Below are 22,401 nucleotides of genomic sequence, written 5' to 3'. Positions count from 1 at the left end.
CCGCCGGCTACCATTCGCCACCGCTTGAATTCCGGTCTAGAATAGGAAATCGGCTTCGTGTATGGAGCCGCCATCCCCATATGGGGCGGGAATGGCGGGCAAAAGCCTGCTGGAAAGAGCGTTTGGGTGCAGCGATGACGAAATGGTCGCCGAATTCTTGGAGAGCAAAGCCGATCAAGCAGGTTCCTGCCTATCCGGACCTCGCCGCGCTGAAGAACACGGAAGCCCAGCTCGCCACCTTTCCGCCGCTGGTTTTTGCCGGTGAGGCGCGCAAGCTGAAGAAGCAGCTTGCGGCTGTCGCTGCCGGCGACGCATTCCTTCTGCAGGGCGGTGATTGCGCCGAGAGTTTCGCCGAACATGGCGCCGACAACATCCGCGACTTCTTCCGCGTCTTCCTGCAGATGTCGGTGGTGCTGACCTTTGCCGGCGCGCAGCCGGTGGTGAAGGTCGGCCGTGTCGCCGGCCAGTTCGCCAAGCCGCGCTCGTCTGACAATGAGACCAAGGGCGAGGTGACGCTGCCAAGCTACCGTGGCGACATCATCAACGGCATCGAGTTCGACCCCAAGTCGCGTATTCCCGACCCGGCCCGCCAGGAAATGGCCTACCGCCAGTCGGCGGCGACCCTTAACCTGCTGCGTGCCTTCGCCCAAGGCGGCTACGCCAGCCTGGAGAATGTGCATCGCTGGATGCTGGGCTTCGTCTCCGACAGCCCGCAAGGCGAGAAGTATGGCATGCTCGCCAACCGCATCACCGAGACGATGGACTTCATGAAGGCCGTCGGCATCACCTCGGAGACCAACTACGCGCTGCGCGAGACCGACTTTTACACCAGTCACGAGGCGCTGCTGCTCGGCTATGAAGAGGCGCTGACCCGCGTCGATTCGACCTCCGGCGACTGGTACGCAACGTCGGGCCACATGATCTGGATCGGCGACCGCACCCGACAGCCCGACCATGCGCATGTCGAATTTTGCCGCGGCATCAAGAACCCGCTCGGCCTCAAATGCGGCCCGTCGCTGACGACTGACGGCCTGCTGGAGCTCATCGACCTGCTCAATCCGGAGAACGAGCCGGGCCGGCTGACGCTGATCGCCCGCTTCGGCTCCGACAAGGTCGCCGACCATCTGCCGAAGCTGGTGCGCGCGGTGCAGAAGGAAGGTCGCAGCGTCGTGTGGTCGTCCGACCCGATGCACGGCAACACGATCGAGGCCGCCGGCTACAAGACACGGCCGTTCGACCGCATCCTCAAGGAAGTCCAGACCTTCTTCGAGGTGCATCGCGCCGAAGGCACGCATCCCGGCGGCATCCATGTCGAAATGACCGGCAAGAATGTTACCGAATGCACCGGCGGCGCCCGCGCCATCACCGCAGAGGAACTGCAGGATCGCTACCACACCCATTGCGACCCGCGCCTCAACGCCGACCAGGCGATCGAGCTGGCGTTCCTGGTGTCCGACCTCTTGAAGAAGACCCATCCGATCCAGCACAAGCAGGCCGTGAACGGCTGAGAGCCTGTTTTCAGAAACTGAAATGATAAGCGCCGGAGAAATCCGGCGCTTTTTCGTTTAGATCAACGCCCGCGTTCCCAGCGCAATCCGTTGAGCCGGGGATCGTTGGCAAAGGCGGTTCTGGAAAACTCGATCCGCTTCTCCGGAAATTCTGAGATGGCCTGGACGCCGAACGCGCCGAGCCGGATGCGCCAGGTATGCGGCTCCAGCGGCTTGGCCTTGGTAAAGCCGCGGCATGTCAGCAGCGCCACATTGACGCCCTTCGGGTCGCGCGCCGAACGGTAACGGATCGCCTCCAGCCCAGCCTCACGCGCGACATCGGCAATCGCCTGGCTGGCGGCATAGTCGGTCGGATGCGTCCAATGGGCCCGGTCGCGGTCGAGCGGCGGCCGCGTCAGGTCGATGGCATTGTCGGTACGGATCGCGGCGGCGAAGGCGGTGTATTCGGCGGCGTCGTGCGGCCATGGCGTCTCGGGCGAATCGGCGAAGAACAACAAGCGGTAGAAGGCCATTTCGGCGACCGCCGTCATGATCGTCTCCGCGGCATAGTAGACACCCAGGGTGCGGCCGGCGCGGCGGAAGCGCGAGCCGTAGGGATAGATCGAGCCGTAGCGGAAGGGCGTCGCCAGGAGATAGTGGAGATGCCGGCATTCCATGGGGATTTGCGGTTTGGTCTCCTCGATCAGATCCTCGAGCAGCGCCTGTTCGTCCAGCGTGTCGACGATCTTAAGCGTCGAGACGCGGTGCTGCGCCTCGACCATGCGCCAGTATTTGCCGTCGAGCCGGACGGCTTCAGACGAGAGCGCGTCGGGAGTCCAGATAGGCAATGACATCGACAAGCCCGGTAATGGTGAGGATCTTTTCAAGCGGGCTGCCATCGAAAGCCGTGTTGGCATTCTTCAGCCATGCCCGGGCTATCGTCTCGTCACCGCCGACAATGGCATCGAGCGAACGGAACAGCCGCACGAACAGCACCGCGAGTTCGAACGGCTTGGTGCCGCGCTCCAGCAGGAATTCCTGCCTGCGCATGCGTGAAACCGTGGCTTCCGAGACGCCGATGATCGACGCAAGCACCCTGGCGGTTATATCCAAGAGTTCGGCGGCGCGCAGCGTGGCCTTGGTCAGAACCGCGTTTTCGGCCGCCTTCGCGGTCAGATCAGGGGCGGCAGCATTGGGTGGTGTAACAGACATGGCCTCGCTCTTTCCATGGAAAATATAGTCCACGGAAATTCATATGGAAAGAGGCGGGATCCGATAAATTTGCCTGTGCCCGGGAATTGGCTGCACGCCGAAGCGTCAGTCTTTCTTGTAGAGCAGCCAGTTCTTGCCGGTGCGGCCGGCCATTGTCGAGTGCCGGGTGACGCGGTTGCGCCCGCCAACCTTGGAGCGGTAGAGCGCCCGGTCCGCCTTGGTGTAAAGATCCTCCGGGCTTTCCGCTTCGGAAGCCATGCAGATGCCCATGGAAACGGTCACTGTGCCGTAATTGGCGCCGGTCTGGCTGCTGGTGAACGGCGTCTGTTCGATCAGCACGCGGATGCGTTCGGCGATCTCGTAAGTGGTATCCTCGCTGGCGCCCTCGACGATCAGCGCGAATTCCTCGCCGCCGGTGCGGGCAACGAACATGTCTTCACGGATGCTGGTCTGGAAGATGTCAGCGACGATCTGGATGATCTTGTCGCCGACCGGGTGGCCGTAGCGATCGTTGACACCCTTGAAATGGTCGATGTCGGCAAGGATCAGGGCGTTGAACAGGATCCCCTTGTTGGAGGTGTAAATCGCCGTGATTTGCTTGTCGAAGGCGCGGCGGTTCCAGATATGGGTCAAGGGGTCGGTGTCGGCGAGCCGCTTGTACTCCTCAAGCTTCGACTTGACGCTCTCCAGTTCCGCCGTCTTGTCGCTCAGCGTGGTTGCAACCTGCTTGCCGTGGTCGAGGGTCGAGTTGGTGGCCGCCGCCATGGCGCTGGCGACCTTCTGCAGCAGATCCTGCGAAAGCAGGCTGCGGTTGGCGAGGCCACTCGATGTCTCATCGAGGATCTTGCCGTATTTCTCGATATGGCTACGTTCGCTGCGCAGCAGCAAGGCGATGTCCTCGAGTTCCCTGGCCAGCACGTCGCGCGCCTGCTCGACAATGCCGGGACCGTGATGCTGGGCAAAGAAAGCGCGGCCGATGCGGTCGAGATCGTCCTGCGTCGGCTGGTTGCCCAGCGCGACGACGGCCAGGCCGAGTTCGCGATTGGTGCCTTTCAGTGCTTCGTAGAAGATTTCGTAATTGCGCGGCAGGCCAAGCACGCTGAGCTGACGCATGGTCGCCACAACGGCTGTTGCAATGTCGCTGTTTCGGTCGGTCTGGACGGCTGCCGGCTGCATGTTCTGTTCACTCTGCCTCTGGGAACCATCGCAGACCGTGCGAGATGCCGCCGACCGGAGAGTGCCAGCCGTATTTCGGATCATCCTGCGAAAGACACGTCCCCAATCGCGACATTCGCTTGGCAACGACCATAGATGCGCCGGCGCTAAAGTTTCCTTAATGTGCCGCCAGGTAACGCGTCCGTTCTACCGCAGGCTGCAGAAATGGTTTGCAAAGATCCTGAGGTCAGGTCCGAACACGCCCAGCCCATGTCGCATTTGCCGGTGCCCGGCTGCGGCAAAACTGAAATCCTCTCGGCCAGCGGCGAAGCCGTGGACGATGGCTGGTGGAGGTAGGGATGAGCAACAACCACAGCGGATCTTGCCTGTGTGGAGCCGTGCGTTTCCAGACGCGAGGGCCGTTGCGCGGCGTCATTTATTGCCACTGTTCGCAGTGCCGCAAGCAGAGCGGGCATTTTTACGCCGCGACCAACGTCGCCGACGGCGACATCACGATAACCGGCGCCGACAACATCAGCTGGTACGAATCGTCTTCCTTTGCCAAGCGCGGCTTTTGCAAGATCTGCGGCTCGGTGCTGTTCTGGAAGCCGGGTCAGGATGCCTATGTCTCAGTTCTGGCCGGATCGTTCGACAACCCGACCGGGCTCGAAGGCCAATGCCACATCTTTGTCGGCGACAAGGCGATTACTATACGATCGACGATGGACTGCCGCAGTTCGAGAAGTCGACGCCGACGATCAAGGTTGCGGAGGAGTGATTTTGCGGCGGCTGCCTTATTCCCTTGATCCAGCCATTGCGATATCCCCTGCCGGTGATTCGAAGGGGATGCGGCATGCAGCGGCTGATCGGTGCTTACTTCAATTCTGTGCGAGCCTTTCGCAAGCTCGCCGCCAGCGAAAGGGCATTTCAGCAGGAACTGATGCTGCTGGTGCTGGCGCTGCCGCTCGGCTGGTTCGTCTCGGTCTCGTGGCGCGGCTACGCGCTGTTGATCGGCGCGGTGCTGCTGCTCATCATGGTCGAAGTGCTGAACACCGGCATCGAGGCAGCCTGCGATGCCTTCAGTCGCGAGTTCAACGTCGACATCCAGCTCGCCAAGGACTGCGGCTCGCTGGCGGTGCTGATTTCGGTTGTTATCGTCGCCGGCGTCTGGGGAATCGCCCTCATCGAGCGCATCACGGGACTACCGATCTGATCTGAACGCTCCCATATGTTAGTCACCAAAGGAGACTGACGTCGTGGAAGCCAATTTTCTGCTGCTTGAAAGAGCCGGCCTGCCGGAAGACCTGCGCTGGCTGGCGGAAAAATATCCGCGCGAGACATGGCAGGGCCACGCCAACATCCACGGCATGGCAAACATGTGGCTGCAGCGGCACGACATGTTCCGAGAGCTGGGCGGCATGCTCACCAACGGCATTGGCGACTATCGCGAAGGCAGGCTGACGGCGCCGGATTTCGCGCGCTGGTTCGCGCCGCGGCTGAACCACTTTCTCGGCAATCTCGACGGCCACCACAATGTCGAGGACTACCAATATTTCCCGGCTTTCGCCAAGGCGGAGCCGCGCCTGAAGCGCGGCTTCGAAATCCTCGATGCCGACCATCACACCATTCATGAGGGGCTGGAGCGCAACGCCGAGACGGCGAACGCCTTCATCCGCACGCTCGAGGAGAGCGAGGACAGGCAGCGCTTCGCCGCCGACGCCTATGCGGACGAGAACAGCCGGCTGATCGCCATGCTGAAGCGGCATCTGGCCGACGAGGAAGATCTCATCATCCCGCTGATCCTCGATCGCGGCGACCGGGCTCTGGTCGAGGACGACGACTGAACCTTACGATGTGGTTTCGCTGTCGCGGGCGTCCTTGGCGCGCTCCTTGCCGGCGACGGTGCGGGCGATGAGCCAGGCAATGATGGCGACACCCAGACCTATGGCAAGCGCGATCAGCAGCCGTTCGTGATGGAGCAGTGCCTTGCCTATCATCTGCTCGGCGCCGAGGCCGAAGACGTAGCCGATGCCGCAGAACAAAGCCGCCCAGACCAGCGACGACACCGCGTTGAGGATAACGAAGCGCGCTACCGAAATGCTGGCGAAACCGGCCGCGATGCCGCCGACTAGGCGCAGGCCATAGATGTAGCGGTTGGACAGGACGAATATGTTGGGATGGGACGAGACGAGACGGTAGGCGTGGTTGAAGCCGGGCCTCGCCTTCAGTTTCAGCACCCTGGGATGGTCGGCAAAGCTGCGGCCGAGAATGAAGAAAAACGTGTCGCCGACGAAGGCGCCAATGGCGGCCGTGAGGAAAGCCTTCCAGAGGATGAAGACATGCTGATGGGCGAAGAAGCCGCCGAGGATGGCCGCACTTTCGCCTTCGGCGACACAGCCCATGAAAACCGCGATCAACCCATATTGCTCGATGAGGTGATGGACGATCCCGGTCATTGAGAGGTTTGCCGGCCCGACAGTTTTTCGTCTATGCGGTTCACCTGTTCGGCCAGGCGCGCGATGTCCTCGCGCACGCCGATGATCTGGCTGTGGCGCAGTTCGTCCAGCTTTTCATGCAGAGCCATGATCTCGATCTCGGCCTTGAGGTTGACCTCATAGTCATGCGCGGCGTCGATGCGGTCGCGCGCGGCCTGGCGGTTCTGCGACATCATGATCACCGGCGCCTGCAAGGCGGCGATCATCGACAGCACCAGGTTTAGGAAGATGAAGGGGTAGGGGTCGAACGAGTCTCGCCCGAGCAGCCACCAATTGGCGCCGATCCACAGCACCAGGAAAGCAATGAAGGACAGGATGAACGTCCACGAGCCGCCGATGCGGGCAATGGCATCGGCGACCCGGTCGCCGGCGCCCTGAAGGCCGGTGAGGCTGTCGTTGATATCCTGCGAGATGGGCTTGCGGTCGACAGTGCTCTGCAACACCCGCCGCTCGAGCTCGCTGAGGGTTTCAGGCGTTCGCCTCAACCAGCGGTTGGCAAGTTCTGGCACGGTCTTGTGCATGGATGTCTCCATAGGAAAAGCGTCGGCTTGGCAGCCTTGTTTGCATATAGGAAGATGGCGTTTCGTCAAAAGCGCGGCGCGAGGATGCAGGATGCCCGATTTCGCGAAGATTCGCGCCCGTGCTGCAAAACGCAAAGGCGGCGACGCGGTGCTGACGTCGCTGCTCGGGCCGGCGTCTGACAATGCTGCTGTTGCCGACATTACGGACGATCGCATCCTGTCGACGATGGCCGAGCGGGTATTTGCCGCCGGCTTCGTCTGGCGCGTTATCGAACAGAAATGGCCCGGGTTCGAGGACGCGTTTCTCCATTTCGAGCCGAAACGGCTGTTGTTTCAACCTGATGACTTCTGGCACGACCTGACGGCTGATCAACGCATCGTGCGCAACCCGCAGAAGATCAAATCCGTCCGCGACAACGCCGCCTTCGTTGAGCGTGTGTCGAAGGAACATGGCGGTTTCGGCAAATTCCTCGCGGAGTGGCCTGACGACGACCAGGTCGGGCTGATGGCGTATCTCGGCAAGCATGGCAGCCGGCTTGGCGGCAACACCGGCCAGTATTTCCTGCGCTGGCTGCAATGGGACGCCTTCGTCATCTCGGCCGATATGGTCGCGGCTTTGCGTGACGCCGGCCTCGACATCGCGGAAAGTCCGACGTCGAAGAGGGATCTCGACAGGATTCAGGCGCAGATCAACAAATGGGCGCAGGAAACCGGCCTGCCGCGCCGGCACATTTCGCGCATTCTGGCGATGTCGATGGGAGAGAACCATTCGCCGCAATCGCTGCGCGAATATATGGGCGACGACTGATCACCGAATTGGTCCAAACGAACGCCATTGCTCGGGCAAATTTGCCGCGCTAAACCGCACAGATGACCCAGAAGACCGCACCCGATATTCTGCGCATCGCCGTTGCCCAGCTCAACCCGACGGTCGGCGATGTCGCCGGCAATCTTGCCAAGGCGCGCGAGGCGAGGGCGGATGCCGCCCGCCAGGGCGCCGACATCGTGCTCTACACCGAGCTTTTCCTTGCCGGTTATCCGCCGGAGGATCTGGTGCTGAAGCCGGCCTTCCTCAAGGTTTGCGAGAAGGCCGCTCAGGATTTCGCCGCGGATACCTCCGATGGCGGGCCGGGCGTCATCATCGGCACGCCGCTGAAGCGCAAGAGCGGCACCCACAATTCGATCATCGTCGCCGATGGCGGCAAGATCCTCGCCGAGCGCTACAAGCTCGATTTGCCAAACTATGGCGAGTTCGACGAGAAGCGCGTCTTCCAGGCCGGGCCCGAGGCTCAGGGACCCGTCAACTTCCGTGGTGTGCGCATCGGAATTCCGATCTGCGAGGACATCTGGGGCGACGTTGGCATCTGTGAAACCCTGGCCGAGAGCGGCGCGGAAATCCTGCTAGTGCCGAACGGCTCGCCCTACTACCGCGCCAAGATGGACGTGCGCCATCAGGTCGTTATCCGCCAGGTCATCGAGACCGGTTTGCCGATGATCTATGCCAATCAGATTGGCGGCCAGGATGAGCTGATCTTCGACGGCGCCTCTTTTGCCATCGGCGCCGACAAGACGCTCGCCTTCCAGATGAGCCAGTTCGAGGAAACTGTCGATGTCACCACCTGGAAGCGCAGCCGTGTCGCCGCAGGCGCGCAAAATGCAGATAACTCTGGCGGCTGGGTCTGCTCGGAAGGGCCGATGTCGAAAATCCCCGAGCGCGAAGAGGCGGACTACCGTGCCTGCATGCTGGGCCTGCGCGACTACGTCAACAAGAACGGCTTCAAGAACGTCGTGCTGGGTCTCTCCGGCGGCATCGATTCGGCGATCTGCGCGGCATTGGCCGTCGATGCGCTCGGCGAGGAGCGGCTGCGGGCGGTGATGATGCCCTACCGCTATACCTCGGAGGATTCGCTGAAGGATGCCGAGGATTGCGCCCGTGCGCTTGGCTGCCGCTATGACATCGTGCCGATCTTCGAACCGGTCGAGGGTTTCCTACACACGCTGGCGCAGCTTTTTGAAGGCACCAAGGAAGGCATCACCGAAGAGAATCTACAGAGCCGCGCGCGCGGCACGATCCTGATGGCGATTTCCAACAAGTTCGGCTCGATGGTCGTCACCACGGGCAACAAGAGCGAGATGTCGGTGGGCTACGCCACGCTTTATGGCGACATGAATGGCGGCTTCAACCCGATAAAAGACCTCTACAAGATGCAGGTCTATGCGCTGTCGCGCTGGCGCAACAGCCATGTGCCGCCGGGCGCGCTCGGTCCCTCAGGCGAGGTGATCCCCAGGAATATCATCGACAAGGCGCCGTCGGCGGAATTGCGCGAGAACCAGACCGACCAGGATTCGCTGCCGCCCTATCCGGTGCTGGACGACATTCTGGAATGCCTGGTCGAGAACGAAATGGGCGTCGACGACATCGTCGCGCGCGGCCACGACCGGGCGACGGTGACGCGCGTCGAACATTTGCTCTACATTGCCGAGTACAAACGCCGGCAAGCGGCGCCGGGTGTGAAGATCACCCGGAAGAATTTTGGCCGCGACCGCCGCTATCCCATCACCAACCGTTTCAGGGATCGCGGCTGAACTTCGTTTAATTAGAGAACCTTGGGGCCTTCATGTTTTTCAGCTATTTCAAGGGAACGCCTGAATATCACATCCTGCGCTTCAAGAACGGCAAGGTCCGTGAGCAGGGGCGCGGCATCTCCTTCTGGTACGGGACGTTCGGCACCACCATCGCCATGGTGCCGGTGACGTCGCTCGACAACCCTTTCATCTTCACCGAGACGACGGCGAATTTCCAGGATCTGGCAATCCAGGGGTCGGTCAGCTACCGCATCATCGATCCACTCAAGGCAGCCGAAGGTTTTGATTTCAGCGCCAAGCTCAGCCGTGCCGACGTCGTCGGCGACGGCCGGGAGAAGATCGCCGAGCGCCTGGTGCTTGCGATACAGAGCCGCGCCCGCGCGGTGGTTTCGAGCATGACGCTGGAACAGGCGCTGGCCGAGGTGACCAAGCTCGGTGGCAATCTCGCCGAACTCCTGCGCAACGATCCGATTGCCGCGACCGCCGGCCTGTCGATCGAGGAGGTTCACATCACCTCGGTCCAGCCGACGCCGGAGATCCGCAAGGCGCTCCAGACCGAATATCGCGAGGCGCTGCAGCGCCAGGCCGATGCCGCGATCTATGGGCGCCGTGCCTGGGGCGTGGAGAAGGAGCGCGAGATCAAGCAGAGCGAGCTGGCGACCGAAATCGAGCTTGCCGAACGCAACAAGCTGCTGGTCGATACCGAGGCGCGCAACAAGCTGACGCTTGCCGAGGCGCAAGCCAAGGCCCAACAGCTGGAACTGACCGTCTATTCGTCGGCGCCGGCGCACGTGCTGACGGCGATGGCTTTCAAGGCCTGGGCGGAAAAGGGCGGTTCGGTCGGCAATCTGTCGATCACGCCTGATATGCTCACCAGCGCGCTCAGCCAGCTTTCCACTCCGAAAGCCGGGTCCTGAAAGGCAAGCTCGGGTGGCAAGCGACCAGAGCGGCAGGCCGATCGACCGGGTGATCGTCGTCACCCGCAAGACCGAGCTGGAGGAGCTGACGACGCGCTTCAACACGCAGGGACAGGCGCGCTTTTATCTCCGGCAGGCCGGCATGAATTTCGACCCGGTCAAGGCGGCGCATGACGTCTATCACCAGGCGCTCGACCGGGTGATGGGTTCGCTTCCCCAAGGCCTCAAACAGTTGCGGCTCGACCGCGAACTGGTCCCGCAGTTCGAATTCGGCTCCGACGCGGTGATCGCGCTCGGTCAGGACGGGCTGGTGTCCAACACCGCGAAGTACCTCCCGTACCAGCCGCTGATCGGCATCAACCCGAACCCGGCGCTTTTCGACGGCGTGTTGCTGCCGTGGAATGCCGACGATACCGAAAAGGTCCTCGGCCTGACGATCGCCGGCAAGGCGAAGCGCCAGGCGGTGGTGATGGCCGAAGCGCGCTCCAATGACGGACGCCGGCTGATCGCCTTCAACGATCTGTACGTCGGCGCCTCGACGCATGTCTCGGCGCGCTACGAGTTGACCTATGGCGGCAGGACCGAGCGCCAGTCGTCGAGCGGCATTATCATCTCCACGGGCGCCGGCTCCACCGGCTGGCTGCGCTCGGTGATGGCGGGCGCCGCGGGACTGGCCGCGGCCTATGGTGACAACTCCGTGCCGACCGTGCCGCCGCAAGGCTACGATCGCGAAGGCGAACAGCTGTTCTTTTCGGTGCGCGAACCGTTTCCGAGCAACACGACCGGCGTGTCGCTTGTGCATGGCGTCATCACCCGCGACCGGCCGCTGGTGGTTTCTTCGCGGCAGAGCAGGGGCGGCGTCATCTTCAGCGACGGGATGGAGCTCGATTTCGTCGAGTTCAATTCCGGCACCGACGTGACCATCGCGATCGCCGACCAGAAGGCCTATCTCGTGGTGCCATAAACGCGCCACGTGGGCAGCCAAATCACCGGCCGGACTGAATTCGGCCGCCCTCCATTCTTTGCGAGGCACCATGCCCGACTGTGAAATCAGCTTCGACATGTCACGGATCGATTTCCGGGCGACCTCCGATCTGTTGATGGCGAGTTATTGGGGCGCCGGCCGCAGCGATGACTTTCATCGCCGCGCCTTTGGCAACTCGTTCTGCACCGCGGCCTATATCGATAGGAACCAAGTCGGTTTTGGCCGGGCCATCACCGACCGTACGGTGTTTGCCTATCTCGCCGACATCATCATCTGGCCGCAGCATCGCGGCCAAGGCATTGGCACGCAACTGGTGCGGGCGCTCATCAACCACCCTGAACTCAACACGGTCTCGCACTGGAGCCTGTCGACCAGTGACGCGCATGGCCTTTATGAGAAGCTGGGCTTCAAGGCATCGACCGACGGCCGCTACATGCGCCTCGATCGCAACCCGGAATGAGGCATAGCGAGGGGTTGACCCGCTGTTGTTGCAAAATAACCTCACTGGTTGGACCAGTTACGCTTTGCCACGTGCCCGGCCTTGGCGATCCTTCATGGCGTCTCTATAAGGACCGCTCCGCAAGTGTCTTGCGGGAGGTCTGAATGGCAGTATTTCACATGGTAATGCGAGGCCGCGAAGCCTAGGTCTCACCTGGCGTCCGGCGAAGGTTTGCCCTTCGCACCGATGCCGGGTCGAGTACAGGCTTCTGCCGATGCCGGTCGCCACCCGACAACCCGGGGCGCGCCGCCACCCATGCCGAACCTCCGCAGCCCCGGGCGAATTGCCCAGCGCGGTTTTCAATTTTCAGACCTTACCGGGACCGGGCAGATTTGCGCCCGGATGACATCATGGCTCGTTTTCGAATCGATCTGCGTGCAAGCGCCTTTCGCAGCGTTCTTGGCTTCACGCTCAGCCACTGGCGGCGCCAGCCGTGGCGGCTTTCGCTGATCATGGGCAGCTTCCTGCTGTCGACCATAGCGGACGTGTTGACGCCGCTCTATTCCGGCCGGCTGGTCGACGCCGTCGCCAGCAGTGCGTTGGCTGACGATGTCGCGTGGAATGCGGCAATGGCGGCGTTCTTCGCGCTCATCGCTTTGGCGATGACCGGCGTGGTGCTGCGCAACCTGGCTTTCATGGGCATTGTCGAGCTGACGCTGAAGATGATGGCCGACATCGCCGCCGACGCGTTCCATCGCGTGCAACGCTTCTCAACCGACTGGCACGCCAATAGCTTTGCCGGATCGACGGTGCGCAAGGTCACGCGCGGCATGTGGGCTCTCGACCTGCTCAATGACACCATCCTGATTGCGTTGTTGCCGTCGGTCGCCATGCTGGTCGGCTCGACGTTGCTGCTCGGCTGGTTCTGGCCACTGATGGGGCTGGTCGTGGCAGTCGGCTCGCTGCTGTTCATCACGGTGACGGCGCTGCTGTCGCTCGGCTATGTCGCGCCCGCGGCACGGCTCGCCAACAGCTGGGATACGCGGCTTGGCGGCTCGCTTGCCGATGCGGTGAGCTGCAATGCCGTGGTCAAGGGTTTCGGTGCCGAGACGCGCGAGGAGACGCGTCTTGCCAAGGTCGTCGCCAAATGGCGCGCGCGGACCAGCCGCACCTGGGTGCGCGGCACCATCAACGGCACGACGCAAGGCGCCATGTTGCTGGTGCTGCGGACGGCAGTAATCGGCCTGTCGCTGATGCTGTGGGCCTGGGGCCAGGCAAGTGCGGGCGATGTCGCCTTCGTGCTGACCTCGTTCTTCGTGCTGCAGGGCTACCTCAGGGACATCGGCACGCATATCCGCAATTTGCAGCGTTCGGTCAACGACATGGAGGAACTGGTCGATTTCCAGTCGCAACCGCTCGGCATCGAGGACCGGCCCGGCGCCAAGCCGATCCGGATCACGCATGGCCACATCGCCTTCGATAACGTCACCTTCCACTATGGCTTCCACTATGGCAGCCATCGCCTGCCGCTCTACCGCGATTTTTCGGTGGAGATAGCGGCGGGCGAGCGGGTCGGACTGGTCGGCCATTCCGGCTCGGGCAAGACGACCTTCGTGAAGCTGATCCAGCGTCTCTATAATGTCAGCGGCGGCAGGATCCTGGTCGATGGCCAAGACATCTCCCAGGTTGCACAGGCGTCGCTGCGCGCGCAGATTGCCATCGTCCAGCAGGAGCCCATCCTGTTCCACCGCTCGCTGGCGGAAAACATCGCCTATGCCCGTCCGGACGCCACGCAGGCCGAGATCGAGCATGCCGCCAAGCTCGCCAGCGCGCACGACTTCATCACCAGCCTGCCGAAGGGCTACGGCACGCTGGTCGGTGAACGCGGCGTGAAACTGTCGGGCGGCGAGCGCCAGCGGGTGGCGATCGCACGCGCCTTCCTGGCGGATGCGCGCATCCTGATCCTGGACGAGGCGACATCGAGCCTCGATTCGGAATCGGAAGTACTGATCCAGCAGGCGATGGAGCGGCTGATGGTTGGCCGCACGACGCTGGTCATCGCGCACCGTCTGTCGACGGTGCGAGCGCTGGACAGGCTGCTCGTGTTCGACCGTGGCAAGATCGTCGAGGAAGGCTCGCATGACGAGCTGATCCGGCTGAAGGGCGGCATCTACCGCCGCCTGTTCGAGCGGCAGGCGCTGGAACTGACCAAGGGCCTGGTGATCTGAGCTGAACGCAGAGCCCTATCCGAGGGATAGGGCTCTGCCTGGTTCATCCAGGCATTCGCTCGAATGGCTGAAGCGCTGGGTCGATCGTGTCCCAGGCGTGGCCGCGCACGGTGTAGGTGACCGCCTGCGGGTCGAACTGGCCGGGATCATCGAGGCTCGTGGCCTGGATAGCCGTCACCTCCGGCATGGCGACGAACGTTACGTAGACCGGCGTGCCGCAGGTCGGGCAAAAGGCCTGGGCTTTTTCATTGCCGCTGTCGGCGATCATCCGCCACGTGCTCGGCTCGCCGGTGATCTTTACGTCAGCGCGCCGGCCGAAGGTCACATAGGAACAATGGCCAGTACCGCTGCGCTTTTGGCAATCGAGGCATTGGCAGTGGTTCTGAAAGATCGGCTCGCCGCTGGCCTCATAGCGGATCGCGCCGCAGGCGCAGCCGCCGGTAAAGTGCTTGGTCATCATCGTTCTCCGCGGTTGCTTCAGGCCGATTTCGGCTTGGCGAACAGGTCGATGCCCGTGCCGGTTTCGAGGAAGGATTTCATGCTGGACAGCACGGCCGGCCAACCCTGGCTGATGCCCTTGGCCATGCCGCTGCCGGCTTCGAGCTCGTCATGGCTGACGGTCAGCTTGACCATGGTGTCGTATTCCTCGATGGCGAACGTCACCTGGCTGTGCTTGGTCGGATCGTCGGCCTGCGAGGCGTTGGCCCAGCTCATGACCAGCCGGGTTGGCGGCGAGATTTCGACGACCTTGCCAACGAGTTCGACGGTCCGTTCGTCATTGGCGCGGATGTGTTCCCATTTCGAGCCGGGCTTCCAGTCGGAGACGTTTTCGTGGCCCCAGTAGCGCTTGGCGATATCGGGCCTGGTGATGGCTTCGAACACCTTTTGTGGCGTCGATCTGATGTAGGTCACGTAGACAAAACTGGTGGTTTCCCGGGTCATTGGTCGTCTCCTTCGAGTTCTTGTTTCAGGTCGTGCAGCAGGCTCAGCCGCTGCCGTTCGAATTTTCGCACCCACCGCTCGTAGACTTCGTGCAGCGGCACGGGGTTGATGAAATGCAGCTTCTCGCGGCCACGCTTGACCGTGCTGATCAGATTGGCCGCTTCCAGCAGATCGATGTGCTGCGTGGCGGATTGCCTCGCCATGTCGAGATTTTCGCAAAGCTCGCCGAGCGTCTGGCCGTTCTTCTCACACAGAAGATCGAGCAGCATTCTGCGGGTCGGGTCGCCCAGCGCTTTGAAAACCTTGTCGGCGTCCATCGGTCTCACTCATCCTGAAGACACAATATGCAGGTAAATGCCTGCATGTCAAGCTGTGGCTAAGCTTGGCCTGAAGGGGAGGGATTTATAGTGTCGGATTGCTGGCGCGCGGAGCGAAGCACCGAGCCCGGAATCGGGGCAAGAACCGGTGCGGGCGCGCAGGACTATGCAGCGGTGGCTGTGAGCTAGGCTCTAACGACGAACTTGTCGGGATCGGCGCAGAAATGGGCGATGATCTGGCAGAGGTCCGGCTCGTTGACCATGCGTACGGCCTCGGCCCCATTGACCCATTTGCGGGTGCGCGCGCGCTTTTCCTTCCAGCGGTCGGCAACGTGCTCGACCTGCAGCGGAAACACCAGCACTTCGCAAGGGACTTCCTCGCCGGACGCGAGGGCCTTGGCGTAGAAGTAACGACCGGCCTCGAAAAGCGAAATCTTGCCACGCAATCCGGCTTCCTCGCCCGCCTCGCGCGCCGCTGCCTCGCAGAGCGGCTCCCTGGCCTCGGGCCAGCCCTTCGGCAGCACCCAACGCCCGGTGTCTCGGCTGGTGATCAGCATGATCTCGACGCCGTCTTCGTTATTGCGCCATGGCAAAGCGGCAACCTGCAGGCGACAAGGCGAAGTGCCGAAGAGCTTGCGGACCCTTTCAGCCAGATGGTCGTGTGTCGCCGGTGTCGTCAGCATCAGTGAAAGCTACCCCAGCCCTCAGAATCGTTAGCCGCCGTATGAATCTTACCGACAAGTGTAAGTCTTAAAAGTAAAAAACATCACACCAACCGTCCAATCCGCCAACAGGCGTCGATTCGACAGAATAATGTGCCTTCCAGTGTCTGTTTTCATAGCAGACGGGGCGGGTTTGGCCGTCTGGGCAGAAATGGGGCTGGCGCGAATCAGCCGGCGTGATCGTCGGCGATCGGCTTCTGGTAGGTGAAACCCATGTCCCAGGGAAAGTAGATCCAGGTGTCCTGGCTGACTTCGGTGATGAAGGTGTCGACCAGCGGCCGGCCTTTCGGCTTGGCGTAGACGGTGGCGAAATGCGCCTTGGGCATCATGGCGCGCACGATGCCTGCCGTCTTGCCGGTGTCTGTGAGGTCGTCGATGATCAACACGCCCGCGCCATCATCGGCGAGCAGCGCCGGCGTGATCTCCTTCAGCACCTGCAATTGCCCCTGGCTGGTGTAGTCGTGATAGGAGGCGACGCAGACCGTCTCGATGACGCGTATGCCGAGTTCGCGTGAGATGATGGCAGCGGGAACCAGGCCCCCACGGGTGATGCAGACGATGGCCTTCCACTGACCCTTGTTGGCGCCGGCAAGCCGCCAGGCGAGCGCCCGGGCATCGCGGTGGAACTGGTCCCAGGAGACCGGAAAGGCTTTTTCGGGAAGGGACATTCTGCACTCCGCGCGCAACATTGTGGAATGCGCGCGGAATTAACTGGAAAGTCAGGGCATTGGCAAGGGCGGGGCCAGCTGTGGAGTTACCGCGACAAAAAGGCCGCAACCGGCACGCTGCGCAACACGGTGCGCGTGACGCCGCCGAACAAAAGCTGACGCAGCCAGGAATGGCTGTAGGCGCCGAGCACCAGAAGGTCGGCTCCGGTCTCGGCGATCCGGGTCTGGATGACGTCATCGACCGAAGCATTACCCGATTTCTGCACCGACACGCTGACCGTTGCGCCATGCCTGGAGAGTGCCGCGGCGATCTCGGCGCCGGCGGCTTCCGGGTTGTCATCCAGCGTATCCGGCGGATCGATGACCAGAATGTCGGTCTTTTCGGCCTCGATGATGAAGGGCAGCGCGTCGAAGGCGGCACGCGCCGCCTCCTTGCTGCCGTTCCAGGCCAGCAGCACATGTTTGAATGTGGTGACCAACGGCCCCTCATGCGGCACCACCAGCACTGGCCGGCCGGCATCGTAAACCAGCGTGTCGACATCGGCGCTCGTGTCGCCCCCGGTCTCGCGCTGCGCGGCAATAATCAGATCGGCGGCGCGCACGCTGGAAATACCCGTCAGCGCGCTGTCGCCGGAAAAGCTCTCGAGGCTGCGCCATTCGAAGGAAAGGCCGGAATTCTCGATCCGCCCAACGAAAAGCGCCTGCAATTTCTCGGCGCGCTCGCGGTTCATGTCGGCGGAGACCTGCAGGAACTCAGTGTCGGGGAAGCCGGTTGCCGAGGTGTAGGGAACGGGCAGCGCTTCGGCATGGATGCCGATGAGATGGCTCTCGAACCGGTCGGCAAGCGGGATGGCGCAGTCGAGCACGCGTTCGGCGTCCTGTTCGTTCTGCAATATGGCGACGATGGTCTTGAAGCGCATGCGAAATCCCTCAAATCTGCCAGCGCGTGCTGCGCCCGAGGGAAAACGTGGGAGTGCGGTGCTTGGTTCCGGCCCGGCGATGGTCCGCGAACCCAGGGTCAATTGGCGGCGGTGAAGCCGGCCACCATCGCCTCGACGTCCTTGCGTGCCGAATCCAGCGCCTCCTGGCTGCGGGCGCGGACCACCAGCTCCGTCCAGAATTTGCCGTCGCCATATTTCGGATAGGAGCCGATGATGGTGTCGGGATGCGCCTTCTGGATGTCGCCCAGGGGACCGCCGATCAGGCCTTCGCCGAACGGGCAATGGACGGTGGCCGACAGCATCTTGGTGCCGGCCTTCAGCGTCGGCACGACATTGTCGAGCATGGCCTGGAAAATCGCCGGCACGCCGGCCATGACATGGACGTTGCCGATGCGAAAGCCGGGCGCGACGGAGACCGGATTGTCGATATGGTCGGCGCCGCGCGGCATGCGCGCCATGCGCTTGCGGGCCTCGGTGTATTCGATGCCGCGCGCGGCATAGCTCTCGCCCAGCATGGCATAGGCCTTGGCGTCGTATTCGCACGGCACCCCAAAAGCCTTGGAAACGGAATCGGCGGTGATGTCGTCATGCGTCGGGCCGATGCCACCGGTGGTAAAGACATAGGTGTAGCGGGCGCGTACGGCATTCACCGCAGCGACAATCTCGTCCTCCTCGTCGGGAACGATGCGCACTTCCTTCAGGTCGATGCCGATGGCCGTCATGATGTCGGCGAGGTGGCCGATATTTTTATCCTTGGTGCGGCCGGACAGAATCTCGTCGCCGATGACAAGCATGGCGGCAGTGACGATTTCAGGCATGGAAGGCTCCGGCAAACAGGCCCGTTGGCAGACAAGGTCGCCTGAGGCAGAAAGAAGGTCGCCTGAGATAGCGCGCCATCGAACTGGCGGCAATGCCGACACAAGCCGCCATCTGCCTTGCCGAGCGTTCGTCAGTGGGTGATGGTGCGCGCCGGTCCGCTTCCCGGGTGAAAACATGCTGGTATCGATTCTGCTTTGGCTTGTCGCCGGCCTGTCCGTGCTGGCTCTCGTCATCGTGGCCTGTCTGGTGGCCGCTACGCTCTGGATTGCCGCCAAGGCCGAAAGGCTGGTGCCGGCCAGCGGAAACTTCGTCGAGATCGACGGCAGCCGCATCCATTATGTCGAAACGGGCGAGGGACGGCCGATCCTGTTCGTGCACGGACTTGGCGCGCAACTCCACCAGTTTCGCCACACGCTGTTTGAGCGCTTTGGCCCTGGCTACCGCCTCATTGCACTCGACCGGCCGGGATCGGGCTATTCTGTTCGCGCGCGAGGAGCCACCGGCCGTCTGCCTGAACAGGTCGAGATCATCAGGCGCTTCATCGAAACACTCGGGCTGGAAAGGCCGCTCGTGGTCGGGCACTCGCTGGGGGGCGCCGTCGCGCTGACCCTGGCCTTGGAGCATCCCGGCGCGATTTCCGGCATCGCTTTGCTGGCGCCGCTGACGCATCTGGAAGCCGGCGCCCGCGAGAAAGCGGGCCTGCTCTATATCCGTTCGCGGCTTTGGCGCTGGATCATGGCCTACACCGTCGCGATACCGACAAGCCTCAGATATGCGCGGCAGACACTGGAGTTCATCTTCGCGCCGCAGGCCGTTCCCGCCGACTACATGATCGATGGCGGCGGATGGCTCGGGCTGAGGCCAAGCCATTTCCATGCAACCTCCACCGATTTCGTAGCGGTCGAACAGGATCTTGGCCGCATCGAAGAGCGCTATGAAGAGATCGCCATGCCGGCCGGCATTTTCTTCGGGACAGCCGATCGCGTCATCGCCATGCGCATACATGGGGAGCCGATGAAGGACAGGATCGAAGGGCTCGATTTCGAGACGGTCGAAGGCCTCGGCCACATGCCGCAATTCGTCGAGCCGGACCGCGTCATCGCCTTCATCAAGCGCATTGCCGAGCGGACATTCGCCGGCCAAGACCTCACCACAGCCTCACAACAATTTCACTGAACCATTCGGCTGATATCCGGTTTTACCCCGTGTCGCACCCAAGGCGGCGGATACGGAGTAATTCAATGTACAGGAAAGTTTTTGCAGCATCCGTGCTGACGATCGGTCTTGCCACATCGGCGATGGCGCAGTCATCGGACAGCACGTATTCCAACCATCACAGCTGGTGGCCGTTCGGGAACGAGCAGTCATCGACCGTCGACCAGAGCACCACCGGCAGCATCAATGCCGACGGCAGCCAAGGCTATGGCGGCGCTACGGGGCCGTGCGCCTCCGACCCGTCAGGACCCTATGGAAATGTGAGGCCCAACGTGAACGATCAATATTGCGGCAAGTGATCAAGCCGCGGCTTCGACTGACCGGCAGGATGTCCCCCTGTTTGTTTTGACACGCAATTCCCAAGGGAATTGCTTAGGCGAGCATCCATGGCCGGCAGCGAAAGCTGAGGGGCAAGGATCAGTCGGAAACTTCGGTCTGCGGCCGGTCGCGGCCGTCGGCCAGTTCGTCGTGCCACTTGCCTTCGGCATCCTCATACTGGATGCCGTCCGTGGCGCCGGCGATCTGCTGTTCGGCCGAGGCGATCTCGGCGGCGCGCAGCGCATCCTGGTGGGTCGGGAATGTCTCCGAGAATGTCGAACCGACCTTGTAGGCCCAGCCCCCGTCATGCTCGACGATCTTGTAAGTCAGCTTCGCCATGAAATCCTCCGGTTCGTCCGTCCGCTCAATGCGGCCCGTTTTTCAATGCCATTTGGGCTTCAATGCAACTTGGCGTCTGGCAGCCGGTCTTCGGGAACCAGCACTTCCGATTCCTTGGCCGCTTCGATCAAAGCCCTGCGTGCATCGGCCGTCGAACGATAACCTTCCAGCACTTTGAGGCAAGTGTCGAGAGCATCACGATGGCGCGGGCCGCGGTTGAGCGGCCACACCGTCATCAGACACTCCGCCGCTTCTTGGGTGCTGCGGATCTGGCGATATTTGCCGACATGGCCGAGTTCGACCACGACCGGGGTTTCAAAAGGTTTGTTATCCATGATGGCCGCAACGCAAAGCAGCCAATATGGTTGCAAAAATGGCCGTCAGCCTGCGCCCAAACGTCTCACCAACAGCAATCGTTGGTCTCAGTAACCGCAGTCGTTGCGCAGCCAGCGGGCGTTGGCCCAGCCGGTCCGTCCGCCGATTTCGACCTGGTACCAGTTGCCGCGGCGGTCGAAAATCTCGGTGTGGTCGCCATTGAACAATTGCCCGATCATGCGCGACGACAAGTTCGGCCGTGCGCGCACGGCGAGAAACCCGCTGCCAGTATCGAGATCGTAGTGCCTGGACAGGCCGTGCACCGTGCCTTCGCAATATTGCGCGCCGACCGGAGACGACGCGGCGAACGACAGTGCGACCACCAGAGCGGCTGCCGCCGGATAGATTGCCCTTGATGCCATGGACTTTGCTCCCAATCCGGCCGCCAAGGCGGCCTGCCCCCAGGGACTATAGCGGGCGGATTAAAGCGAAGCTGCGGCAATCTGTCCAGCAGATGCGTTTGGCGCATCCGTCGGCGCTGCCTGTTCAGCCCTTCGTCCAATGCTGCATCGTCGTCACCGAGCGGGCGAGCTGTGGCGCGGGATGGATTTTCTCGCCGAAGGTGGCGGCGGCGCGCCAGCCCCAGCGCGGATCGGCGAGGAAGGCGCGGGCCAGCGCCACCATGTCGGCGCGGCCGTCGGCGACGATCGCCTCTGCCTGCGCGGGATCGTCGATCAGGCCGACAGCCCGGGTCGGGATGCCGGCGCCCTTGCGCACCGCTTCGGCCAGATGCACCTGATAGCCGGGGCCGGTCGGCAGCTTCTGCAACGGCGAATTGCCGCCGCTCGAACAGCAGAGATAGGCAACATCAAGCGCCTTCAAGGCTTTGGCCACCTCGATCGCCTCGTCGACCTCGAAGCCGCCATCGACCCAGTCCTTCACCGACAGGCGGGCGCCAAGCATCAGGTTTGGAACTGCCTTCCTCACCGATTTGGCGATCTCGATGAGGAAACGCATGCGGTTTTCCAGCGAGCCGCCCCAGCGGTCGGTGCGCTGGTTGGAAAGCGGCGACAGGAACTGGAAGATCAGATAGCCGTGCGCGGCGTGCAGCTCGAGGAAGTCGAAGCCGGCGCGCTCGGCCCGCCTCGCGGCTTGAGTGAAGCGCTCGATAAGCTGCAGGATTTCATCCTCCTCCAGCGCATGCGGCACATTCCAGCCGGTGTCATACGCGATGGCCGAGGCCGAGACGGTCTGCCAGGGATCCTCGCCCGGCTGCAATGGGCCGCCGCCTTCCCAGGGCTTTCGGTTGGATGCCTTGCGGCCGGCATGGGCAAGCTGAATGCCGAATTTCGTTTCCGGCGCGGCGACGCGCCTTGCTGCATCCAGCGTGCGCCGGGCGGCCGCCTCGTTGTCGTCGGAATAGAGGCCGAGGCAGCCATGGGTGATGCGGCCGCGCCGTTCGACGTCGGTCATCTCGACGGTGACCATGCCGGCGCCCGACATCGCCAGGTTCATCCAGTGATAGAGATGCCAGTCGCTGGCCGAGCCGTCTTCGGCGGAATACTGGCACATCGGCGCCACCGCGATACGGTTCGGAAAGGTCAGGCCGTCGAGGGCGATCGGCTGGAAAAGCGCTGCGGTCATCAAAAAACTCCGGAGAGGGACTGCAGCTATTTAGGCGATGGCAGTTGCCGGCACCAGACACGAGGCGGTGAAAGCTTCGCCGTTTCGGTTGCGCGCAAAACCGTTCGCGGTTACGCCATGGCGCCGACAGCTTGGA

Annotated in this window: 27 protein-coding genes and 1 pseudogene; 12 read left to right on the top strand and 16 right to left on the bottom strand. The window is 62.5% G+C overall.

All coding sequences use genetic code 11. The annotated features are described in order from the left end of the window. Positions 1 to 134 precede the first annotated feature (134 nt). Positions 135 to 1,508, top strand: coding sequence for a class II 3-deoxy-7-phosphoheptulonate synthase (locus NKJ88_RS11365; RefSeq protein ID WP_352444066.1), 1,374 nt, complete (start codon positions 135 to 137; stop codon positions 1,506 to 1,508). Between the two features lie 62 nt (positions 1,509 to 1,570). Here the strand turns inward: NKJ88_RS11365 and NKJ88_RS11360 are convergent, their stop codons facing one another. The 3 genes from NKJ88_RS11360 to NKJ88_RS11350 all read right to left on the bottom strand — a co-directional run bounded on the left by NKJ88_RS11360 (position 1,571) and on the right by NKJ88_RS11350 (position 3,875). After that, a complete protein-coding gene (locus tag NKJ88_RS11360; protein ID WP_023667558.1) occupies positions 1,571 to 2,341 on the bottom strand; it encodes an RES family NAD+ phosphorylase in 771 nt (256 codons plus the stop codon). Further along, entirely contained in the window at positions 2,301 to 2,699 is a 399-nt protein-coding gene (locus NKJ88_RS11355) for an MbcA/ParS/Xre antitoxin family protein (RefSeq protein WP_023701176.1), read from the bottom strand. The genes NKJ88_RS11360 and NKJ88_RS11355 overlap by 41 nt, the downstream gene beginning before the upstream one ends. A 105-nt stretch (positions 2,700 to 2,804) precedes the next feature. Further along, a complete protein-coding gene (locus NKJ88_RS11350; protein WP_352444065.1) occupies positions 2,805 to 3,875 on the bottom strand; it encodes a GGDEF domain-containing protein in 1,071 nt (356 codons plus the stop codon). Positions 3,876 to 4,213: 338 nt separating this feature from the next. Between NKJ88_RS11350 and NKJ88_RS11345 the strand changes: the two are divergent. From NKJ88_RS11345 to NKJ88_RS11335, 3 genes and pseudogenes are all read left to right on the top strand, one after another. Further along, positions 4,214 to 4,632 (top strand): annotated as a pseudogene (locus tag NKJ88_RS11345) (GFA family protein). Between the two features lie 75 nt (positions 4,633 to 4,707). Further along, positions 4,708 to 5,067 carry a diacylglycerol kinase gene (locus tag NKJ88_RS11340; RefSeq protein ID WP_023667554.1) on the top strand — a complete coding sequence of 120 codons (360 nt, stop codon included), beginning with the start codon at positions 4,708 to 4,710 and terminating at the stop codon, positions 5,065 to 5,067. Between the two features lie 43 nt (positions 5,068 to 5,110). Further along, positions 5,111 to 5,698 (top strand): hemerythrin domain-containing protein, encoded by a 588-nt coding sequence (locus NKJ88_RS11335; protein WP_023667553.1) that lies wholly within the window; start codon positions 5,111 to 5,113, stop codon positions 5,696 to 5,698. 3 nt (positions 5,699 to 5,701) lie between these two features. Here the strand turns inward: NKJ88_RS11335 and NKJ88_RS11330 are convergent, their stop codons facing one another. After that, a complete protein-coding gene (locus NKJ88_RS11330) occupies positions 5,702 to 6,310 on the bottom strand; it encodes a DedA family protein (RefSeq protein ID WP_023667552.1) in 609 nt (202 codons plus the stop codon). Beyond that, a complete protein-coding gene (locus NKJ88_RS11325) occupies positions 6,307 to 6,870 on the bottom strand; it encodes a DUF1003 domain-containing protein (protein WP_352444064.1) in 564 nt (187 codons plus the stop codon). The genes NKJ88_RS11330 and NKJ88_RS11325 overlap by 4 nt, the downstream gene beginning before the upstream one ends. A gap of 91 nt (positions 6,871 to 6,961) precedes the next feature. Between NKJ88_RS11325 and NKJ88_RS11320 the strand changes: the two genes are divergently transcribed. The 6 genes from NKJ88_RS11320 (at position 6,962) to NKJ88_RS11295 (ending at position 14,025) form a co-directional block, all read left to right on the top strand. Further along, entirely contained in the window at positions 6,962 to 7,678 is a 717-nt protein-coding gene (locus NKJ88_RS11320) for a DNA-3-methyladenine glycosylase I (protein WP_023667550.1), read from the top strand. A gap of 62 nt (positions 7,679 to 7,740) precedes the next feature. Beyond that, positions 7,741 to 9,456 carry an NAD+ synthase gene (locus NKJ88_RS11315; protein ID WP_023667549.1) on the top strand — a complete coding sequence of 572 codons (1,716 nt, stop codon included), beginning with the start codon at positions 7,741 to 7,743 and terminating at the stop codon, positions 9,454 to 9,456. 32 nt (positions 9,457 to 9,488) lie between these two features. Then, positions 9,489 to 10,373, top strand: a complete 885-nt coding sequence (locus NKJ88_RS11310; protein WP_023667548.1) for an SPFH domain-containing protein — start codon at positions 9,489 to 9,491, stop codon at positions 10,371 to 10,373. A 13-nt stretch (positions 10,374 to 10,386) separates the two neighbouring features. Next, positions 10,387 to 11,337, top strand: a complete 951-nt coding sequence (locus NKJ88_RS11305; RefSeq protein ID WP_050588495.1) for a diacylglycerol kinase catalytic domain-containing protein — start codon at positions 10,387 to 10,389, stop codon at positions 11,335 to 11,337. Positions 11,338 to 11,407: 70 nt separating this feature from the next. Beyond that, a complete protein-coding gene (locus tag NKJ88_RS11300; RefSeq protein ID WP_023681545.1) occupies positions 11,408 to 11,818 on the top strand; it encodes a GNAT family N-acetyltransferase in 411 nt (136 codons plus the stop codon). 389 nt (positions 11,819 to 12,207) lie between these two features. Next, on the top strand, positions 12,208 to 14,025 hold the full coding sequence (locus tag NKJ88_RS11295; protein ID WP_023725740.1) for an ABC transporter ATP-binding protein: 1,818 nt from the start codon (positions 12,208 to 12,210) through the stop codon (positions 14,023 to 14,025). Positions 14,026 to 14,068: 43 nt separating this feature from the next. Here NKJ88_RS11295 and NKJ88_RS11290 read toward each other — a convergent pair whose 3' ends face one another. From NKJ88_RS11290 to NKJ88_RS11260, 7 genes are all read right to left on the bottom strand, one after another. After that, on the bottom strand, positions 14,069 to 14,482 hold the full coding sequence (locus NKJ88_RS11290) for a GFA family protein (RefSeq protein ID WP_023725741.1): 414 nt from the start codon (positions 14,480 to 14,482) through the stop codon (positions 14,069 to 14,071). Between the two features lie 20 nt (positions 14,483 to 14,502). Next, positions 14,503 to 14,967: an SRPBCC family protein gene (locus NKJ88_RS11285; protein WP_023688339.1), complete on the bottom strand. Its 465-nt coding sequence runs from the start codon at positions 14,965 to 14,967 to the stop codon at positions 14,503 to 14,505. Further along, positions 14,964 to 15,284 (bottom strand): ArsR/SmtB family transcription factor, encoded by a 321-nt coding sequence (locus tag NKJ88_RS11280; RefSeq protein WP_023681541.1) that lies wholly within the window; start codon positions 15,282 to 15,284, stop codon positions 14,964 to 14,966. Before NKJ88_RS11280 ends, NKJ88_RS11285 begins: the two co-directional genes overlap by 4 nt. Before the next feature lie 185 nt (positions 15,285 to 15,469). Then, complete coding sequence (locus tag NKJ88_RS11275; protein ID WP_023667541.1) at positions 15,470 to 15,967, bottom strand: NUDIX hydrolase; 498 nt, start codon at positions 15,965 to 15,967, stop codon at positions 15,470 to 15,472. A gap of 206 nt (positions 15,968 to 16,173) precedes the next feature. Continuing rightward, on the bottom strand, positions 16,174 to 16,674 hold the full coding sequence (gpt, locus tag NKJ88_RS11270; protein WP_023667540.1) for a xanthine phosphoribosyltransferase: 501 nt from the start codon (positions 16,672 to 16,674) through the stop codon (positions 16,174 to 16,176). Positions 16,675 to 16,760: 86 nt separating this feature from the next. After that, positions 16,761 to 17,594, bottom strand: a complete 834-nt coding sequence (locus NKJ88_RS11265) for a universal stress protein (protein ID WP_023681540.1) — start codon at positions 17,592 to 17,594, stop codon at positions 16,761 to 16,763. 98 nt (positions 17,595 to 17,692) lie between these two features. After that, the gene (locus tag NKJ88_RS11260; protein WP_023681539.1) at positions 17,693 to 18,433 is read right to left on the bottom strand and encodes a competence/damage-inducible protein A; all 741 of its coding nucleotides are present in this window, start codon (positions 18,431 to 18,433) and stop codon (positions 17,693 to 17,695) included. Between the two features lie 175 nt (positions 18,434 to 18,608). Between NKJ88_RS11260 and NKJ88_RS11255 the strand changes: the two genes are divergently transcribed. Both NKJ88_RS11255 and NKJ88_RS11250 read left to right on the top strand, forming a co-directional pair. Beyond that, positions 18,609 to 19,610 carry an alpha/beta fold hydrolase gene (locus tag NKJ88_RS11255; protein ID WP_050586824.1) on the top strand — a complete coding sequence of 334 codons (1,002 nt, stop codon included), beginning with the start codon at positions 18,609 to 18,611 and terminating at the stop codon, positions 19,608 to 19,610. A 65-nt stretch (positions 19,611 to 19,675) separates the two neighbouring features. Further along, complete coding sequence (locus tag NKJ88_RS11250) at positions 19,676 to 19,948, top strand: hypothetical protein (RefSeq protein WP_023688343.1); 273 nt, start codon at positions 19,676 to 19,678, stop codon at positions 19,946 to 19,948. A 118-nt stretch (positions 19,949 to 20,066) separates the two neighbouring features. Here the strand turns inward: NKJ88_RS11250 and NKJ88_RS11245 are convergent, their stop codons facing one another. The 4 genes from NKJ88_RS11245 to NKJ88_RS11230 form a co-directional block, all read right to left on the bottom strand. Further along, on the bottom strand, positions 20,067 to 20,306 hold the full coding sequence (locus NKJ88_RS11245; RefSeq protein ID WP_023667535.1) for a DUF2188 domain-containing protein: 240 nt from the start codon (positions 20,304 to 20,306) through the stop codon (positions 20,067 to 20,069). A 59-nt stretch (positions 20,307 to 20,365) separates the two neighbouring features. Beyond that, positions 20,366 to 20,644, bottom strand: a complete 279-nt coding sequence (locus NKJ88_RS11240) for a DUF982 domain-containing protein (RefSeq protein ID WP_032891817.1) — start codon at positions 20,642 to 20,644, stop codon at positions 20,366 to 20,368. Between the two features lie 84 nt (positions 20,645 to 20,728). Continuing rightward, positions 20,729 to 21,043, bottom strand: coding sequence for an SH3 domain-containing protein (locus NKJ88_RS11235; protein ID WP_023704570.1), 315 nt, complete (start codon positions 21,041 to 21,043; stop codon positions 20,729 to 20,731). 124 nt (positions 21,044 to 21,167) lie between these two features. Then, positions 21,168 to 22,265 carry an NADH:flavin oxidoreductase/NADH oxidase gene (locus NKJ88_RS11230; protein WP_023667532.1) on the bottom strand — a complete coding sequence of 366 codons (1,098 nt, stop codon included), beginning with the start codon at positions 22,263 to 22,265 and terminating at the stop codon, positions 21,168 to 21,170. Between the last annotated feature and the right edge of the window lie 136 nt (positions 22,266 to 22,401).

This window comes from Mesorhizobium sp. M0016 (genome assembly GCF_040324035.1).
Taxonomy (GTDB): Bacteria; Pseudomonadota; Alphaproteobacteria; order Rhizobiales; family Rhizobiaceae; genus Mesorhizobium.
Note: the sequence above shows the minus strand (reverse complement) of the source record. Positions and strands in the feature narration are given on the sequence as shown.

Bases quoted from the DNA above. Each gene is read 5' to 3' on its own strand.
- NKJ88_RS11365 (WP_352444066.1), top strand. From the start codon at position 135: ATGACGAAATGGTCGCCGAATTCTTGGAGAGCAAAGCCGATCAAGCAG.
- NKJ88_RS11360 (WP_023667558.1), bottom strand. From the start codon at position 2,341: ATGTCATTGCCTATCTGGACTCCCGACGCGCTCTCGTCTGAAGCCGTC.
- NKJ88_RS11355 (WP_023701176.1), bottom strand. From the start codon at position 2,699: ATGTCTGTTACACCACCCAATGCTGCCGCCCCTGATCTGACCGCGAAG.
- NKJ88_RS11350 (WP_352444065.1), bottom strand. From the start codon at position 3,875: ATGCAGCCGGCAGCCGTCCAGACCGACCGAAACAGCGACATTGCAACA.
- NKJ88_RS11340 (WP_023667554.1), top strand. From the start codon at position 4,708: ATGCAGCGGCTGATCGGTGCTTACTTCAATTCTGTGCGAGCCTTTCGC.
- NKJ88_RS11330 (WP_023667552.1), bottom strand. From the start codon at position 6,310: ATGACCGGGATCGTCCATCACCTCATCGAGCAATATGGGTTGATCGCG.
- NKJ88_RS11325 (WP_352444064.1), bottom strand. From the start codon at position 6,870: ATGCACAAGACCGTGCCAGAACTTGCCAACCGCTGGTTGAGGCGAACG.
- NKJ88_RS11320 (WP_023667550.1), top strand. From the start codon at position 6,962: ATGCCCGATTTCGCGAAGATTCGCGCCCGTGCTGCAAAACGCAAAGGC.
- NKJ88_RS11315 (WP_023667549.1), top strand. From the start codon at position 7,741: ATGACCCAGAAGACCGCACCCGATATTCTGCGCATCGCCGTTGCCCAG.
- NKJ88_RS11310 (WP_023667548.1), top strand. From the start codon at position 9,489: ATGTTTTTCAGCTATTTCAAGGGAACGCCTGAATATCACATCCTGCGC.
- NKJ88_RS11300 (WP_023681545.1), top strand. From the start codon at position 11,408: ATGCCCGACTGTGAAATCAGCTTCGACATGTCACGGATCGATTTCCGG.
- NKJ88_RS11295 (WP_023725740.1), top strand. From the start codon at position 12,208: ATGGCTCGTTTTCGAATCGATCTGCGTGCAAGCGCCTTTCGCAGCGTT.
- NKJ88_RS11290 (WP_023725741.1), bottom strand. From the start codon at position 14,482: ATGACCAAGCACTTTACCGGCGGCTGCGCCTGCGGCGCGATCCGCTAT.
- NKJ88_RS11285 (WP_023688339.1), bottom strand. From the start codon at position 14,967: ATGACCCGGGAAACCACCAGTTTTGTCTACGTGACCTACATCAGATCG.
- NKJ88_RS11280 (WP_023681541.1), bottom strand. From the start codon at position 15,284: ATGGACGCCGACAAGGTTTTCAAAGCGCTGGGCGACCCGACCCGCAGA.
- NKJ88_RS11275 (WP_023667541.1), bottom strand. From the start codon at position 15,967: ATGCTGACGACACCGGCGACACACGACCATCTGGCTGAAAGGGTCCGC.
- gpt (WP_023667540.1), bottom strand. From the start codon at position 16,674: ATGTCCCTTCCCGAAAAAGCCTTTCCGGTCTCCTGGGACCAGTTCCAC.
- NKJ88_RS11265 (WP_023681540.1), bottom strand. From the start codon at position 17,594: ATGCGCTTCAAGACCATCGTCGCCATATTGCAGAACGAACAGGACGCC.
- NKJ88_RS11260 (WP_023681539.1), bottom strand. From the start codon at position 18,433: ATGCCTGAAATCGTCACTGCCGCCATGCTTGTCATCGGCGACGAGATT.
- NKJ88_RS11255 (WP_050586824.1), top strand. From the start codon at position 18,609: ATGCTGGTATCGATTCTGCTTTGGCTTGTCGCCGGCCTGTCCGTGCTG.
- NKJ88_RS11250 (WP_023688343.1), top strand. From the start codon at position 19,676: ATGTACAGGAAAGTTTTTGCAGCATCCGTGCTGACGATCGGTCTTGCC.
- NKJ88_RS11245 (WP_023667535.1), bottom strand. From the start codon at position 20,306: ATGGCGAAGCTGACTTACAAGATCGTCGAGCATGACGGGGGCTGGGCC.
- NKJ88_RS11235 (WP_023704570.1), bottom strand. From the start codon at position 21,043: ATGGCATCAAGGGCAATCTATCCGGCGGCAGCCGCTCTGGTGGTCGCA.
- NKJ88_RS11230 (WP_023667532.1), bottom strand. From the start codon at position 22,265: ATGACCGCAGCGCTTTTCCAGCCGATCGCCCTCGACGGCCTGACCTTT.